Raw genomic sequence first — 15908 nt, 5'->3', positions numbered from 1 at the left:
ACCATCCAGCAAGAGGAGGCGATTGAAATCGCTGCTACACAAACAAAGCCTGCCTCCGCAGGCTGAATTGAGTCCGCGTAGGCGGACTTGGTTTGTATAGCCCCAGACTTCTAGTCTGTGGGCGATTGGCTTTCACCAATTAACGTAAATGCTGCCCAATCCCGGAGATCGGGATGTTTTTCCATTGTGGTTAACATGGCTTGGCGTAAGGCTTGGGCTTTGTCAGAATTTTGCTGTAAATTAGAATAAAATTCCTGCATCAAAAAGGCGGTGGGTGAGTCAGGAATTGACCACAAAGAAACAATCACACTAGACGCCCCTGATGCAATTAAAGCACTCGATAAACTAGCCACCCCATCCCCACTAATACTCCCTCGCCCCGTATTACAAGCGCTGAGAACCACTAACTCAGCATTCAGGTTTAAATCCAGGATTTCTCTTGCCGTTAGCCAGCCATTATCCGTCTGCGTTGGTGCTAACGCGATCGCACTCTCCCATCCTTGCTGTTCATCAAATATACCATGAGTGGCGAGATGAATCACTCGTGACGCGGACATCTGCGGTACAATGTCGGCTTTAGTGGCTACCTCTCCCGTAATCGCTTGGGTATTCACCAACGATGCAATCGCTTTAGCTTCTTGTTCAGCAGCAGGTAAGGGCGAGAACTCTCCAGGCATGGGGTTGGGATTTCCCACGACTAACCATTGTTGCACAGAGTCGGGACGATTCACCCGAGTTTGCCGGGTAATATCCAATACCATTATCGCTGGAGCGGTTAAGATGGTGTGTTTTTCCAGCAAATAGTTACCCGACTCATCTTGTAGAGGAGAAAAGGGAATCATCAACAAAGATTGTTGGGGAATAAAGATAACATGAGCGTTAGGATCAGTGGGCAATTTATCCGCGATCGGTTCAATTAAAACCTGATACAATTGCCTAAATGGGAGAATTTTACGCCGAGATAAACCAACACCCCACTGGGAAGCGGCGAGGGATTGACGAATATTACTTACATAGTCTGTCAGCGTCGTCTTTTCCTCTTGCCAAAGTTGAGTAAGATTGCTCTGGCGAAAGGTAATTTTTCCGGTTGGTTCAATCACCCAAATAAAGAGTTCTTCGGGTTGATTCGCCTCAGCCAAGGGATTATCAATAATCGAGTATTCGATCAGAGTGGCGTTTCGCTCTTGGGCAATCTGTTGAATCTGCTCAATGGTTAGTTCTGCCATAGCAGCCGTAATTGTTGACCCGTTAGGATCACCCCTGTTTACTAATTCACTCAACCCCCTCACCCGACTCTGCTCAGACACTAAAAGTGCTTCATTTATTTTACCCTGAGCAATTAATACTTTTTGCAAGAGCTGATAACTTGCCACCTGTGTTTCTAAGCGTTGGGATTGAGTATCATCGCTTTTCTGATTCGCTGATACCGATGCCAAACTCTGAATTCCTTGGCGCAATCTTTGCTCGGCGGCTTGATATTGACCGTTCTGATATAGTCCCCATCCCAGATAATTTAAAGACTCGGCTATACCCACGCGATCGCGACTATCCTGATAGAGGGTCAATGCTTGCTGGCTAGACTGTATCGCCGCATCCCATTCCTGCTGGCGCAACTGTTCAATCCCTTGGTTTAACCATCGCTCCGCCTCGGCTTTACGAGCATTAATTGAGAACGCCAACAGAGACGTTTTGGAGAATAATTCAGTTGAATTTAATCGCAACGGAACTGAGACACCAACAAAAATACTGACGAAGGTAGCGCATCCAAGTCTCTTCCATCCCATGACTAAAGCCCTGATTCATTATTTAGCAGATATCCGAAAGCTTACACTATTATGCCTCCTGCCTCCTTGTTACATACCAAAACGATTGGGATTATCTGGTTTACTTAAATCCAATGTCATCACCTGATTCAGCAACGCTTGATTAGAATCTAAAACCGTCAATAATTGTTGAAACTGTACATTCATTTTTTGCTCCAATATTTTCAAATTTAAGACCACTTGTCGGGCTTTCTCTTCCGATAAACTGTATTTCCCCATAACCTGCTGCACTTCGTCCTGAGAAATCCGCACCGTCATCTGGGTAAACTCAGAGAGGCGAGGCGGAATTTTATTAATATTGTCCGCCTTATCGCCATGATTATAGAAATGAATCCCCTGACGATCCACAAAGAAATCGGCAAACGGTTTTAATCCCTCATTGAGAACCATTTGCGTCGCTTGAATTGCTTCTGGTAGTATGTTTCCCAAGCCAACATATACCATAAACCAAGCCAGAATATGATGCTTTGCCCCTAGGGATTCCTCTAACCGTTGAGCGACTTGAATCAAGAAATTTCTGGCAACTTGCGCTCGCAATGATTCCGGTTGTTCGGTAGGAATGTCATAGAGCGCTGTTTTCAGGAGTTTATTAAGACGGGGTTGATCTTGGTTGAGTGTAGCCTCAACCACGGCTGAAACTAAATGAGTGTGTATATTATCCTTAGAGGGTTGAGAATCCATGGGATAACTCTTTCTCCTAAATTAAGTTCAAAAATAGCTGAGCAATAACAGAGATTGTACATTGTTCATGGTTCAGGGTTCAGAGTATTCCTGCAACCAAACCGGATCTTTCCCATCATAAAGGAATGGAGGGCGACCCGCTTGCCAAAATGAACAACTGGACTCTGTTCAATAGGCTCGGATCGCCCTATACTCAAATCATTGGGTCAAAAGGTGTTTCCGCGACGTTTTGTTACATAGGCGCAGGTTCCTCAATCGTCCAAGGAATCGGCGCAGTGGTTTCTTGTCGTTCCAGATATTTACTCAACGCATAAGCCATATCTCCACGAGTCATGGGTGCGAGAGGATCAATAGAATTAGTCAAGGGATCGATATTAACAAACCCCTCATACAAAGCCGTGGCAATTGACTTTCTTGCCCAAGTTGGTATTTGATCAGCATCGGGATAGCGCGAAAGCAGTTCAGCCACCGTATCCTCTGGAAACTGAAACACGCCATAGGCTTGAGCTAAAATAGAGAATGCTTCAGCGCGAGTAACCCGTTGATTGGGAAAAAATCGTCCCTGACGATAACCCGTCATCACGTTATTTTGCAAGACTAATTGAATATCGCGATATGCCCAGTGAGAGGTAGGTACATCGAGAACAGCAATAGGTTTGTCGGGTTGGGCGACTCGTTTTTCTAAGTCAAAGGTTTTGACTAAAATCGATGCTAATTCAGCTCGATTGAGGATTCGTTGTGCCTGAAAATCCCCCTCGCGATCGCGATTCATCCATCCTGCCGTGATAACCTGTTCAACGGGGTCAAGGGTTGTTGACTCTTGGGCAACAACGGGAAGACTTTGCAGTAAAAATACCAGAGGTAGGATGCCAAAAATGCGACGCATAGTGTAAAATACCAATCCTTTGATAAACGCCAATGGTTTCCAGAAGCATCGACGTTACCAGCAACGAGCGAGTTTCAACCCGATTAATATAAGCGCTAAAGCGCTTACTACAAACGCACCGATCGCGGATGTTCTCATCCAGTCAGGTTATCTTGATCAGCGATATCATATCCAGCAGTTCAAATGACATAAGACATAAGACATAAGACAAATCTAACGAAATAATTCAGCAAAAAACCGATTCATTGCCGCCCAAGAGCGCTTATCTGCCTTCTCATTGTAAGCCACTCCCGTTGAAGGATCATTCCCCGCATTCGGATCACTAAAGCTGTGAACCGCATTACCATACATAACCATTTGCCAGTCTACATTGGCATAATTCATTTCCCGTTTAAACCCATCAACTTGCTCATCAGGAACTAAAGGATCGGCTGCACCATGCAACACCAAAACTCTACCTTTAATCGCTTGAGCATCTGCGGGATTGGGTGTATCTAAATTGCCATGGAAGCTAACAACCCCAGCCACTGGCGCACCACTGCGGGCTAATTCCAATACTGTACCGCCCCCAAAACAATAACCGATCGCGGCAACTTGATTTCCATCCGTCAACGGATATTGTTGCAACACTTGTAATCCAGCCTGGGCGCGATCGCGCATTAATTGGCGATTGGATCGATAAATCGTCGCTTGTTCTCTAGCTTCTTCATTGGTTTTGGGTCGAATTCCCTTACCATAAATATCAGCGGCAAATGCCACATAACCTAATTCAGCAAGCTGTTTTGCCCGTTGTTTCTCGTAATCTCCCAATCCTTTCCAAGCGTGAACTACCATCACGCCGGGGCGCTTTCCCTGAATCTCGTCATCGTAAGCCAGAAAGCCTTGGAGTATAGTATCACCCTGTTGGTATTCAATCACTTGAGTGCGGACTTCAGCTAGAGCAATGGCTGAACTCAAGAGAGTAAATAGGGGAGTGATGATCAGCGAGGCGAGTAGAGGTTTCATAGCCGTTAGGGTGAGTTACTTAGTTAGGATATATCATCTGAATAGGATTCGGAACTAGCAGTTAGTGGTTCAAATCCGTAGATACGTTGCGGCGGAATGTCTGTACAAAGTCAATCCTCTAACTCTTTATTTTGCCGCCCGATGAGCATCCTCATCGAGTAATAATTGAACCACACTAGCAGGATTTTCTGCCCCCATCACTGCACCAATGACAGCAACGGCTTTTGCCCCTTGTGCGATCGCAGCACTCACTCGCCCTGGTTCAATTCCACCGAGGGCGACTAACGGGCGGTAACTGCGTCTAACGCTATCTCTCAACCCCTGTAAACCTAATGTGTTGCGCCGATCCCCTGGTTTGGACAGAGGGGAGTACACTGGACTAATCGTAGCATAGTCAGCCAAACCAATATCATTGTGATCGAGTGCGTCGGTTCCATGACGCGAGACTCCTATAAGCATCTCAGGTGGAAGTTGTTGACGTACAGGTGCAATAGCTGTCGTTGATGATAGATGAACTCCCGCTAGATTGTATTCTAATGCTAATTGAGGATAGCTGTGTACGAGCAACAAGACACCTGTCGCATCAGTTAACGGCTTTAGGTTACTAATTAGGGTAGCAATCTCTGAAATTGTCGCTTTTTTATCACGGATAAGTATAGCGACACGCTGAGAATTAATGTTATTGAGGATAGTTTTTAGAGTTTGTTCTACAGTTCGACACGCCCGATTACAAGCGGTTTCATCAGTAATGAGTAAAAGGTCAAAGGGTAGAGTCGAACAATTATTATTCATTGGCGATTTTTTGTATAATATATTGCTGAATAAGCTCTGAACTAACGCCCTGAACTAACGCCCTGAACTAAAGTTCGGGCTAAAAGCTAAAACCCGTTAAAACGGGTTCAAAGAGTCACCCTAGTAAGTTTTAGCTTACTTTAGCTTTAAAGTTCCGAACTGTTGTAGAGACGTTCCGCCGGAACGTCTCTACTAAATGATGTGTCCTAACCGCTATGGCGGTTGCTATATAACTAATCCTTTGAAACGAGATGTTTATAGTCCAGAGTCCAGAGATGTCTATTTAGCTATTTAAGGTATTGAAGTTGAAGATTTCATGGCAAACCGAACAATTATTAAAGCTGTCCTCTACGACTTTGGTATTATTGGTGAGGCAGCTAGAAACAATTAAAGGATAGTAAAATAAGTTTCAGTGGGGCTAATGGGTAAGAGTTTTAAGGTTTGATTTTTTAAATCCAGTTCAATTCCCAATGCTTCCAGTGGAATAACGCCTAGTAAGGGATCACTGCCTCCTGGAAGTTCCAAACATTCAAACGTTCCCTCCCGTCCACACAGAGAGATTTTGGCATCTTGAAAGATTCTCGCTTTGCCAATTCCTGTAGCTGTGGCGACATCGACTTCTTTAAGGAGTTTTAATCCTAACTGATTGATGATAGATTTAGGCAGACACAAGGTTGTGGCTCCTGTATCGACTAAAACGTTAGTTAAGGTGATAGACCGCACTCGCTCAGCAGGAATCAGACCATCTTCGGCATTAGCTTGATCAATACGATTAGTGATAACTAGGGTCGTTTTAACTTTTCCCATTAAGTTATTAGTAGTAGGTTGCATAATTATAATTGATTTAGCTGTATTGGTTAAAATCTGGATGGTTGCTCATTCATCTGATACCGCTTCCCCATGATCTGAATTATAAGCGCGATCGGTAGAAGTCCTGCCTTACGAACCTTTCGCAAGCTAATCCGAAATCTCAACTCTCAACTCTAAAATTCCCGACTTAATCTAGGTTCGTAGTAGGCACGAAGCGTGCCAGAAGCGAAGACAGTGCTGACTACAAACTGTTCTTAGTTCTGGGCAAAATTCTATCAGATCGTCTAGATTAGATTCGCATACGGCGGATACCACAATTGACTATGCCCGAAGAAAAACCCACGGAACAGACAACACGAACCCTAAAACCGGGTACATTATGGTTAAAGGTTCTAGAGACAACCGAACACGCCCTCCAATGCGGCGCACTGCAACCGATCAAAACGGAGTGTGAGTTCGTCGAACAGGATGGAATTCGCTTTCTGGTGCGGATAGCCTCTAACCTGGATCGCAAAGCTAAGGACAAGAAGCAGCAAAAGAAGAAAAAAGCTAACTTTAACCCCTTTCTCCCTTATGAGGAGGATTTATTCGTGGCGGATATTTCCGATACTCACCTGTGTCTGTTAAATAAGTTCAACGTGGTTGATTATCACCTCCTGATCGTCACCCGCGAGTATGAAGACCAAGATAATTGGCTGACGTTATCCGATTTTCAGGCAATGTGGGCCGGTTTAGCGGAAATTGATGGTTTAGCCTTCTATAACGGCGGCAAAATAGCGGGTGCGAGTCAGCGACACAAACATTTACAGCTTGTCCCTTTACCCCTAACACCGGAGACATCCAAGCTACCCATCGAACCCGCGATCGCATCGGCTAATTTTCAGGGTTCAATAGGTACAATACCCAGCTTTCCCTTTGTTCATGCCCTAACCCGATTCGATCCCAGTTGGATAGACACGCCAGATATTGCCGCAAAAGCCACTCTGGACGCTTATCACAAGCTTTTAGAGGCAGTAGGTAAGCCCCAGGAGGAAATCAAACAATCCGCCCCCTACAACCTGCTAGCCACACGAGAATGGATGCTGCTTGTGCCGCGATCGCAAGAAGAGTTTGAGTCGATTTCAATAAATTCACTTGGCTTTGCGGGGGCGCTGCTGGTTCGCAATTCCCAGCAAATGCAGAGTCTCAAAGACGCCGGTCCTCTGACTATCCTCAAATATGTATCGAATTAGAGCTCAAGGGGTGACAATACAGCTAAAAAGGAGACAGGGTGTAGGGTGTGGGGTATGGGGTGTGGGTAAATTCAAGTCGGCTCAAGGGGCGGGTAAGACAGCTTAAGCCCTCAACTAAAGTTGGGGCTAAAAGCTGAAACCCGTTGAAACGGGTTCAAGAGTTATAGCAGTAGACACATCGATTAGGACTTTCCGAACTGTTGTTCCAGACGCGCCATGGCACGTCTGGGATCTCAAAGGATCTGGTTAATCGCTTCCGCCGGACCCACTAAAGAAATATAAGGTTCCCCAAAGAAACGCTGTGCCGCCGCTTGTGCCATCTCTGGCGTGACTTTGGCAATCTGCTGCTGAAACTTCAGATCAAACTCAATTCCCAATCCCAGAGTTTCATACCAGCCATAAATTTGGGCAAGTTGAGCATTGGTTTGTTTCCCTAAAGCATATTGACCCAGAAGTTTATTTTTAGCTGCTTGCAATTCCGCTTCACTCAACCTCAAGCTGCAAAGGCGTTCTACTTCTGTCCGCAATCCCTCCATCGCGATTACTGTATTTTCTGGGGCGGTTCCCATATACGTTACAAATAGGGAATCACACTGGCGCGTAGGGTAAAACGCCGAAACATCATAAGCTAATCCCCGCTTTTCCCGCAATTCCACAAATAAGCGACTCGAAAGCCCATTCCCCAGATAAGTATTCAGTAGTTTTAGCGCCCCATAATCGGGATCAGTAACCGATGAGGCTAAATACCCCAGCATTACCACCGATTGTTGGGTTTCCTGAGGGGTGACGACGTGGCAAGGCTGAGTGGTAATTAAGGGTAACGTCAGCGTTGGTAAGGGAGTTGAGGGCGGTTGCCAATCCCCAAAGACTTGTTCAATCTGCTGTACGGCGGCTTCCGGTGAAATTCGACCGGCGACACTAATAACTAGGTTATCCGGGCGGAAATAGGTTTGATGATAGTCTTTTAAATCTGTCGGTAACAATTCAGAAACCGTGGCTTCTGTACCCAATACAGAGACAGCATAGGGATGATCCTGATATAATGCCTGTCGCAACTGCTCAAAGGCAACGCTAAAGGGTTGTTCTTTTTGGGAACGAATATCCTGAATCGTTAGATAGCGTTCCAATTCTACCTCGGTTTCCGGGAAACTAGGCGATCGCAAAATCTGCCCCGCTAGCTTTAACATATCCAGCCAGTCGGAAGATACCGTTTTCAGCGACAATAAAAAGTAATCCGTTGCGGCATCTGTATTCAGTTGAGCGCCGACTGATTCGACTCGTTCGGCAATTTCAATCGAGGAAAGTTCGTCGGTACCTTTGGTCAAAACAGCAGCGAGTAGATGGGTTAATCCCGCCTTATCTCGCGGTTCTCTCTGGCTACCCGTGCGAAAAAATAGGCGCGAGGCAATAATATCAGCGGCTGAATTCTCGATGGCGATAACGACAATACCATTATCTAAAACCGTGCGATGGATAATGGACTGTTGGGGTGAGGCAGTTAGACTAGAAGGCATAATTGATAATTCAAAGTTCAAAATTTGGTCGGGGCGGGTTTAGTTGCATCTGGGTAAGGATAAGAAACGATAGTCGTCAAACCCGCCCATACAGACGCACCATGTAGAGACGCGCCATGGCGCGTCTCTACTCAAAACAATTCTCCCATCAGCAAATCTTCACTCACGGGTTTAAGAACAGTTACGGCATAATGATAAGGAGAAAGGTAACGTTGTGCTAAGTGCATCAAGTCTACTGGGGTCAGTCGTTGAATTTGAGCGGGATACGTTACAGCTAATTCTGCAGTCGCGATCGTATTGTAATATCCATACAATCCAGCGATCTGACCAGCAGCTTCGGTAGAGAAAACATAGTCATTACACAACAATCGCTGACAGCGACGGATTTCTTCAGAGGATATCGGTGTCTGCTGTAGGTCTAATAGATGCTGGCAAATCAAGGCTTCGACTTGTTCTAAATGCTCAGGATCAAGATAGGCACTGATGGTAAACAAGCTCGAATCCCGCTGGAGTGAAAAACCACTGCCAATATTTTGAACCAGCCGATCTTCTTCCCGCAATTGTCTCACTAACCGGGATGAGCGTCCATCGGCTAATAATACCGAAAGTAAATCTAAACCATAAGCATCTTTTAACTGATCCACACCGGGTCCAACCCAAGCCATAAATAGACGGGCTTGTTCAATTCGGGGTAAATACAGTTCCTGACGCCGAATCTCAGTCATCGGGGGTTCGGCTTCGGCGATTAAGTGGGGACAATCACTGGGAGTCGGAAACGAGGTAAAAGACTGATTGACTAAATTTAACGCTGACTCTTGTTCAACTCCGCCAATAATTACCACCGTCATATTCTCCGGTTGGTAGTGATTCGCATGGAAACGGCGCATCTGCTGAGACGTGTGCGCCCTCAATTGTTCTTCGCTACCCAAAACCGAGCGCCTATAGGGGTGATATTGGTATATTATTTCGGAGAGTGCCTGAAAACCTAACCAGTCAGGATTGTCGTAACAGGAGCGAATTTCTTCTAGAACCACATCTCGTTCGCGATCAAATTCGATGTCAGGAATCGCTGGCGATAACAGTAAATCCGCTAATGGGGGTAAGGTTTCGTCAAGGTATTGAGCGGCGGTGGTAATGAAAAAATGGGCATAATCGTGGCTAGTCGCCGCATTTGTCAGCCCCCCATGACGTTCAATCACCTGATCAAATGCACCGGGAACCAGTCGCTGTGTGCCTTTGAAAATCATGTGTTCCAAAAAATGAGCCATCCCGCACCATTCATCGGGTTCGACAATTGCCCCAGCCCTCACCCAGACATCAACCACAACGACAGGTGTTGCAGGTAAATGCTGGTGAATGACGGTTAACCCATTGGCGAGTTTGAATATATCACCCGGAAATTTGGTAGAAATCAGTGGCTCAGATAGCAATTTCTCTAATCTCAAATTGCAGTTACATTAAATTAGTCCTATATTAACGTCTAAGGGCGTTGATGACTGAATTCGGTTCAATCATCGCAGGGGTGCTGGGGTGCGGGGGTGCTGGGGAGTGGATGGAAGCCAATTTGCCGAGGCGGTTCACTACCCAAAGTTCGGAAGAATTGTGGAGGGATGAAGCAACTGAGACAGAGCAAGAGACGAAGATTCCAGGTAAAGAATGGGGAATCGAAACCCCATTCTCTTACTAATTGGGGCAAGTAGCTGTGATAGACAGGCGGTAAAAATCACCAAGAAAACTGATAACTTGACTCGCGAGAATCATTCTGGCTGAACAGGAGCAGCAGCAGAACCATGTCTAGAAAAATCGACCAAATTCTGGTTATTGATGTCGAAGCGACGTGCTGGCAAGGAAAACCGCCACCGGGACAAGAAAGCGAAATTATCGAGATTGGCGTTTGTCTGCTGGATTGCCATTCCCATTCCGTTGTTAAGACAGAGAGTATCTTGGTTAAACCAGCACGCTCAACGGTGAGTGAATTCTGTACTGAGCTAACCACATTAACCCAGGAACAAGTGGATCAAGGAATGTCCTTTGCTCAAGCCTGTGAACGTCTCCAAAAACGGTATTTATCCCATCAACGAGTTTGGGCGAGTTATGGGGAGTATGATAAAAATCAATTTCAAAAACAATGTCAATCCTTTGGCGTTGAGTATCCGTTTGATTCGCGACATATCAATGTGAAGACATGGTTTGCGCTGGCTCATTCGTTACAGAAGGAAGTTGGTATGTTAAAAGCCCTGTTTCTGCTTAAGCTGTCGTTGCAAGGTACACACCATCGCGGCGTTGATGATGCGGCGAATATTGCCCGAATTTTGTCTCAATTACTGTGGAGTCAGGACAGGAGATTCAACCGCTCTTTAGATTAAGAGAATAGGGCTTGCTGAACAAGTATAGCAGTAGACACATCAATTAGGACAAACTGTTGTAGAGACGTTGCATGCAACGTCTCTACAACATGATGCGTCCTTGCTGGCATCAGAGATTGAGTAAAGGGCGACCCGATCAAATTGAGTGGATGCAGTTGTTGATTTGTGCAAGCGGGTCGCCCCTACACACAGACAAAACTAGGTGTCTGTCAATGTTTTCAATTGTAAAATATATTCCACAGTTTACCACTGAGGAATTCCGCCTAATAAAAGTCCGGCGGCACACTTAGTTAACGGTTTAGAAAATAAATACCCTTGTCCTTGTTCACAGTTTAGTAGTTTTAATTCAGTCAATTGTTCGAGAGTTTCTACACCTTCAGCAATCACATCCATCCTTAAACTATGAGCGAGAGTAATAATCGTTCGGATAATCTCAGTATTGCGATTTTTCGGATTCATCTTGCTAACAAAAGAACGATCAATTTTGAGAGTGTTCACGGGAAAGCGATGTAAGTAACTTAAGGATGAATATCCTGTGCCAAAGTCATCCACTGATAACTGGATATTTCTGGCTCTCAATTGCAGTAGCATCTTGGTGACGGTTTCGGCATTTTCCATTAAGATACTTTCAGTAATTTCTAGCTTCAAAAAACTGCCATCTAAACCTGTTTCTGCTAAAATATGATCAATTTGCTCAATTAGATCCGGCTCCTTAATCTGTTTGCCCGATAAATTGACACTCATTTTCAATGGCTCTGGTGTAGGGTATTGGGTTTGCCACATCCGCAGTTGACGACAAGCTTCATGAAGTACCCACTCTCCCAGAGGAATAATCAGTCCAGTATCTTCAGCAATTGGGATAAACTCTGCTGGAGAGACTAAACCGCGTTCTGGATGTCGCCAACGCACCAGTGCTTCAAATCCTGTTAGTGTCCCTGTGGCTAATGAAGTGATCGGTTGATAATAAACTTCAAATTCCTGCCGTTCCAATGCTCGTCGCAAATCATTTTCCAATCTCAACAATTCTAGAGCGCGAGCATGCATAATTTTATCAAATATTTCATGACGGGCTTTGCCGAGTTCTTTCGCCCGATACATGGCAATATCAGCATCCCGCAAGATATCTTCGCTGCGCTCATATCCTGTGGAACTGAGGGCAATGCCAATACTAGCACTCGTAAATACCTCATGATTATTCAGGTTAAAGGGGGCTTTTAAGGTTGCCTGAATCCGCTCAGCTACACGAGTAGCATCTTTTATATCTTTGATATCTTCTAGGAGAATCGTAAATTCATCGCCACTTAAATGGGCAACGGTGTCAGTGGTTCGTACACACTTTTCTAGCTGGCGGGCGGTGGCAATTAGGAGTTGATCCCCGACATCATGCCCCAAGCTATCATTCACTACTTTAAAGCGATCCAAATCCAGGAACAGAACCGCAAATAAATAATCCTGATTCCGTTTGGCTAATTTAATTGCATGGTTAACCCGCTCTATAAATAGAGTACGATTCGGTAACCTGGTTAAGTTATCATGTAAAGCATCGTGGCATAACTGTTCTTCTACCTGTTTGCGGTGACTAATATCAGTAACCGAGAAAACAATATGGGTGATAACTCCGTCGGCATCTTTTAAGGGAGCGCCATTCACTGAAAGGTATTTACGGGTTCCATCCGCCCATTCAATTGCGTGCTGAACATCGAAAACGGGTTGACCTGTTACCATCACCTGTTGGAATGGTAGTTGTTCCTCTGGAAAGGGTCCACCTTGAAAATCAGTAATCTGCCAAGTGGGAGAGTTGTATCGACGTTCGACTAATTCGGATTGAGTCAAACCGAGGACTTGCTGCGATCGCGCGTTGGCAAAGATGATGTTACCTTGAGTATCAACGACGGTAATCGCGGCGATACTGGTTTGCATGATGCCCTGGAGTAGGTCATTTTCGGGACAGAGTTGGGCTTCGAGTTGCTTACGTTGGGTGATATCCCTGGCAATCCCATCCATCCTAATCACACTACCCGTCTCATCCGCGATCGCACAGACGCGATTGTGTATCCAGCGCACCTCCCCATCAGGTCGGACAATTTTGTATTCTACGGCTTGATTACCGCTTTCTCCTAAAGTCTGAAACACCTGCTGAACTCGCTGCCGATCATCGGGATGAATCATCAACTCCCATAGAGTTGGCTGATCATACAGTTCACAAAGGGTTTTGCCCAAAATAGTCTCGGCAGCTTGATTAATATACAGTAGCTTATACGTGTGGGCTGACGCTGACCAAACGATCTCGTCTAGGGAATTGAGAATATCTGAGATTAGCTGATGTCTTTTTTGGGGCTGGGGTTCTACCCAATTATACTGAGTAATATTCATTGCCTCATTGTTTGTGCCAATGGATTCTATCGGCGTCCCAAACAACCTTTTTCGAGACAGCCTCTGAATAGCTACATTGATTTGTTAATAATTCAAGAGGGAGCGACGTTTCCTTGTATCAGCGAATACCCTGACGCCATTGAGATAACCGTTGCTGTGCCGATTTGTCAAGGGAATGCACTAAAAAACGACCGCGAGATTGTTTGGGCGATCGTTGTCGGCGGCGTACTCTACGACTTGTGCAATGGACGTCGCTAATTAACTGTTGCGATGACATCCATTCTGCTCCATACCCGGTCACTGTTAACCGTTGCGCCCGATCTGAAGTTGCGACGATTAATCGTTGCTTGAACAGCTTCGGTTTACTGCGAACAGCCGCACAAAATTTTTCGATGTAGCTATCGGCGGTCTGCCCAAAGTCCGTATAGCAAATTGATACATGGGGGGTTATATCTTCGTGGCGCGTTCCAGTCGGTTGATAGTGAGCGTCAAAGACAACTTTAGTTTTATAGCCCCGAAAGGCACTATAGTTAATTAAAACCTCAACTAATTCCTGCCGCGCTGCCAATAGTCCATGGCGATCGCGTGTCTTAGTCAAACTCGACTCGGTGCCGATGATGTTATAACCATCAACCAGTAAAACAACCTGGGGTGGGGGAGAGGGCATTTTTCAAGGCTAATTTAATATTTTTTGTTAATTTTTCTCAATCTCCTCTTTATATTAATTTATGATGACATTTTTGTCTCACCTAGAAGCCGTTGCTTGAGTAGCTCCGGTTCTCCCTGTGCTACCACCCGACCATTTTCCAGCAAAAATGCTCCGTCGCAGTAATTCAACTCTTCCAGCCGATGAGTCACCCAAAGGGCGGTTAACCCGCGACTTTTGACCAAGCGCTGCACCTGAGCCACCAGATCTAACTGAGTATCGGGATCTAGCAAGGCTGTTGGCTCATCCAATAAAAGGATCTCAGACTGACGCGCGATCGCACCCGCAATAGCAATACGCTGCTTTTGTCCCCCACTCAGCGCATAAATCGGGCGTCGTTGTAAATCCAGCAGATTAACGGCGGCTAAGGCTTCGGTGACTCGGGCGCGAACTTGTGCGATCGAAAGTTTCTCCTCAACCAATCCAAACGCCACATCTGCACCGACTGTCGGCATAACTAGCTGATGGTCAGGATTTTGGAAGACAAATCCCATGAGTCCCGAAATCTGTATCTCACCTGAATCCGGTGACAATAATCCAGCCAGCAACCGCAACAATGTTGATTTACCACTGCCATTTGTCCCCAAGAGCATCCAAAATTCACCCTTGGGAACTTCTAGAGAGCAAGCGTCTAAAACCGATGCTCCACTAGACCAACTGAAGCATAGATCCTGTACCGTAATTGCGGTTTGAACCATGACGTTGGCGATGTGTTAACTACTGTTGTTCTTCAGCTAAAGCAAAGAAACCGGGTGTACGCCCTGCCCCCACAGCACCAGATTTCTGAGAAATCATCACCGCACTGATCTCATTGGTGAGAACGCCAATTTTCTTATCGGACTGGTGTTCACACGTCAGTTCCATGAACTCAGGTTTACCCGAACTCATTGCTTTCATAATTTCCTGGTAAGTTTCTTCCGCCGCTTCTGCTGACTTCCGTTGCACGGATAAGGGGAAGGGCGTGTTTTTCAAAGTCAAGTCAATCGTGAACATGCTACTCTCAAGCGCGATACTCTCCCTCTTATCTTAGACGGGAGTTGGCACAGATGAGGGAGCTGGGGGTGCGGAGGGGTGGAGGAGCAGAGGGAGCAGAGGGAGCAGAGGGAGCTGGGGGAGCTGGGGGAGCTGGGGGAGATGAGGGAGATGAGGGAGATGGGGGAGATTGGGAAGGACGAATGACGAATGACGAAGGACGAAGGACAAATGACAAATGACGAATAACAGTGGCAAAATTTGAAAATTTCTTTTAAGATAAGTTCAAGACCGTAAAGAAAAGTAAACTTTACTCACAATCGGGTCAATTATCTGCTTAGGCACAGCCTGAGTCGGTTGACCGAGTAAGAGGGCTTTTCTTTCGTACTCATAAATTCTTGGAGATCTACACGTTATGACAATAGCTGTCGGACGCGCTCCCAGCCAAAGAGGATGGTTTGACGCACTCGATGACTGGCTAAAGCGCGATCGCTTTGTATTCATCGGTTGGTCAGGTATACTCCTGCTCCCTTGCGCCTACTTGGCGGTTGGAGCTTGGCTAACCGGTACAACCTTTGTGACATCTTGGTATACCCACGGTTTAGCCTCTTCCTACTTGGAAGGCTGTAACTTCCTAACTGTGGCGGTTTCCACCCCCGCCGATACCTTCGGTCATTCCCTACTGCTACTGTGGGGACCTGAAGCCCAAGGCGACTTCACCCGTTGGTGTCAAATCGGTGGGCTTTGG

16 protein-coding genes and 1 pseudogene are annotated in these 15908 nt (G+C 45.9%); 5 read left to right on the top strand and 12 right to left on the bottom strand.

Annotation, left to right across the window (positions count from 1 at the left end; genetic code table 11):
- Positions 1-110: 110 nt before the first annotated feature.
- The 6 genes from RIG66_RS26345 to RIG66_RS26320 form a co-directional block, all read right to left on the bottom strand.
- Complete coding sequence (locus RIG66_RS26345) at positions 111-1721, bottom strand: CHAT domain-containing protein (RefSeq protein ID WP_446381906.1); 1611 nt, start codon at positions 1719-1721, stop codon at positions 111-113.
- 132 nt (positions 1722-1853) lie between these two features.
- A complete protein-coding gene (locus tag RIG66_RS26340; protein ID WP_446381904.1) occupies positions 1854-2504 on the bottom strand; it encodes a hypothetical protein in 651 nt (216 codons plus the stop codon).
- Positions 2505-2736: 232 nt separating this feature from the next.
- Positions 2737-3390 (bottom strand): S-layer homology domain-containing protein, encoded by a 654-nt coding sequence (locus RIG66_RS26335; protein ID WP_446381902.1) that lies wholly within the window; start codon positions 3388-3390, stop codon positions 2737-2739.
- 213 nt (positions 3391-3603) lie between these two features.
- Positions 3604-4395 carry a dienelactone hydrolase family protein gene (locus RIG66_RS26330; protein ID WP_446381901.1) on the bottom strand — a complete coding sequence of 264 codons (792 nt, stop codon included), beginning with the start codon at positions 4393-4395 and terminating at the stop codon, positions 3604-3606.
- A 126-nt stretch (positions 4396-4521) separates the two neighbouring features.
- Entirely contained in the window at positions 4522-5187 is a 666-nt protein-coding gene (locus tag RIG66_RS26325; protein ID WP_446381899.1) for a thiamine phosphate synthase, read from the bottom strand.
- A gap of 387 nt (positions 5188-5574) precedes the next feature.
- Positions 5575-6018 carry a retroviral-like aspartic protease family protein gene (locus RIG66_RS26320; protein ID WP_446381897.1) on the bottom strand — a complete coding sequence of 148 codons (444 nt, stop codon included), beginning with the start codon at positions 6016-6018 and terminating at the stop codon, positions 5575-5577.
- Between the two features lie 302 nt (positions 6019-6320).
- Here RIG66_RS26320 and RIG66_RS26315 point away from each other — a divergent pair, with 302 nt between their 5' ends.
- Positions 6321-7229 carry an ATP adenylyltransferase family protein gene (locus RIG66_RS26315; protein ID WP_446381895.1) on the top strand — a complete coding sequence of 303 codons (909 nt, stop codon included), beginning with the start codon at positions 6321-6323 and terminating at the stop codon, positions 7227-7229.
- A gap of 233 nt (positions 7230-7462) precedes the next feature.
- Here RIG66_RS26315 and RIG66_RS26310 read toward each other — a convergent pair whose 3' ends face one another.
- Positions 7463-8743 carry a M16 family metallopeptidase gene (locus RIG66_RS26310; protein WP_446381893.1) on the bottom strand — a complete coding sequence of 427 codons (1281 nt, stop codon included), beginning with the start codon at positions 8741-8743 and terminating at the stop codon, positions 7463-7465.
- A 131-nt stretch (positions 8744-8874) separates the two neighbouring features.
- Entirely contained in the window at positions 8875-10173 is a 1299-nt protein-coding gene (locus RIG66_RS26305; protein WP_446381891.1) for a M16 family metallopeptidase, read from the bottom strand.
- A 62-nt stretch (positions 10174-10235) separates the two neighbouring features.
- On the opposite strand from RIG66_RS26305, the gene RIG66_RS26300 reads away from it, so the two are divergent.
- Both RIG66_RS26300 and RIG66_RS26295 read left to right on the top strand, forming a co-directional pair.
- Complete coding sequence (locus RIG66_RS26300; protein WP_446381889.1) at positions 10236-10430, top strand: hypothetical protein; 195 nt, start codon at positions 10236-10238, stop codon at positions 10428-10430.
- 103 nt (positions 10431-10533) lie between these two features.
- Positions 10534-11109, top strand: coding sequence for an exonuclease domain-containing protein (locus RIG66_RS26295; RefSeq protein ID WP_446381887.1), 576 nt, complete (start codon positions 10534-10536; stop codon positions 11107-11109).
- A gap of 243 nt (positions 11110-11352) precedes the next feature.
- On the opposite strand, the gene RIG66_RS26290 is transcribed toward RIG66_RS26295, so the two are convergent.
- The 4 genes from RIG66_RS26290 to RIG66_RS26275 all read right to left on the bottom strand — a co-directional run bounded on the left by RIG66_RS26290 (position 11353) and on the right by RIG66_RS26275 (position 15181).
- On the bottom strand, positions 11353-13482 hold the full coding sequence (locus RIG66_RS26290) for a sensor domain-containing protein (RefSeq protein WP_446381885.1): 2130 nt from the start codon (positions 13480-13482) through the stop codon (positions 11353-11355).
- Between the two features lie 118 nt (positions 13483-13600).
- Complete coding sequence (locus RIG66_RS26285; RefSeq protein WP_446381883.1) at positions 13601-14149, bottom strand: NYN domain-containing protein; 549 nt, start codon at positions 14147-14149, stop codon at positions 13601-13603.
- A gap of 59 nt (positions 14150-14208) precedes the next feature.
- Positions 14209-14886, bottom strand: a complete 678-nt coding sequence (locus tag RIG66_RS26280; RefSeq protein WP_446381881.1) for an energy-coupling factor ABC transporter ATP-binding protein — start codon at positions 14884-14886, stop codon at positions 14209-14211.
- A 19-nt stretch (positions 14887-14905) separates the two neighbouring features.
- Positions 14906-15181: a hypothetical protein gene (locus tag RIG66_RS26275; protein WP_006106524.1), complete on the bottom strand. Its 276-nt coding sequence runs from the start codon at positions 15179-15181 to the stop codon at positions 14906-14908.
- A gap of 53 nt (positions 15182-15234) precedes the next feature.
- Between RIG66_RS26275 and RIG66_RS26270 the strand changes: the two genes are divergently transcribed.
- Entirely contained in the window at positions 15235-15402 is a 168-nt protein-coding gene (locus RIG66_RS26270) for a hypothetical protein (RefSeq protein ID WP_446381879.1), read from the top strand.
- Positions 15403-15575: 173 nt separating this feature from the next.
- Positions 15576-15908: pseudogene (locus RIG66_RS26265) on the top strand (photosystem II D2 protein (photosystem q(a) protein)); the annotation flags it as partial.

This window comes from Coleofasciculus sp. E2-BRE-01 (assembly GCF_040221695.1).
Taxonomy (GTDB): domain Bacteria; phylum Cyanobacteriota; class Cyanobacteriia; order Cyanobacteriales; family Coleofasciculaceae; genus Coleofasciculus.
The sequence above is the reverse complement of the archived record's forward strand: the minus strand, read 5'-3'. Positions and strand labels throughout refer to the sequence as shown.

Coding starts and splice junctions, on each gene's coding strand:
- RIG66_RS26315 (WP_446381895.1), top strand. CDS start 6,321: ATGCCCGAAGAAAAACCCACGGAACAGACAACACGAACCCTAAAACCG.
- RIG66_RS26335 (WP_446381902.1), bottom strand. CDS start 3,390: ATGCGTCGCATTTTTGGCATCCTACCTCTGGTATTTTTACTGCAAAGT.
- RIG66_RS26300 (WP_446381889.1), top strand. CDS start 10,236: ATGACTGAATTCGGTTCAATCATCGCAGGGGTGCTGGGGTGCGGGGGT.
- RIG66_RS26325 (WP_446381899.1), bottom strand. CDS start 5,187: ATGAATAATAATTGTTCGACTCTACCCTTTGACCTTTTACTCATTACT.
- RIG66_RS26290 (WP_446381885.1), bottom strand. CDS start 13,482: ATGAATATTACTCAGTATAATTGGGTAGAACCCCAGCCCCAAAAAAGA.
- RIG66_RS26285 (WP_446381883.1), bottom strand. CDS start 14,149: ATGCCCTCTCCCCCACCCCAGGTTGTTTTACTGGTTGATGGTTATAAC.
- RIG66_RS26310 (WP_446381893.1), bottom strand. CDS start 8,743: ATGCCTTCTAGTCTAACTGCCTCACCCCAACAGTCCATTATCCATCGC.
- RIG66_RS26280 (WP_446381881.1), bottom strand. CDS start 14,886: ATGGTTCAAACCGCAATTACGGTACAGGATCTATGCTTCAGTTGGTCT.
- RIG66_RS26270 (WP_446381879.1), top strand. CDS start 15,235: ATGAGGGAGCTGGGGGTGCGGAGGGGTGGAGGAGCAGAGGGAGCAGAG.
- RIG66_RS26320 (WP_446381897.1), bottom strand. CDS start 6,018: ATGCAACCTACTACTAATAACTTAATGGGAAAAGTTAAAACGACCCTA.
- RIG66_RS26275 (WP_006106524.1), bottom strand. CDS start 15,181: ATGTTCACGATTGACTTGACTTTGAAAAACACGCCCTTCCCCTTATCC.
- RIG66_RS26330 (WP_446381901.1), bottom strand. CDS start 4,395: ATGAAACCTCTACTCGCCTCGCTGATCATCACTCCCCTATTTACTCTC.
- RIG66_RS26340 (WP_446381904.1), bottom strand. CDS start 2,504: ATGGATTCTCAACCCTCTAAGGATAATATACACACTCATTTAGTTTCA.
- RIG66_RS26295 (WP_446381887.1), top strand. CDS start 10,534: ATGTCTAGAAAAATCGACCAAATTCTGGTTATTGATGTCGAAGCGACG.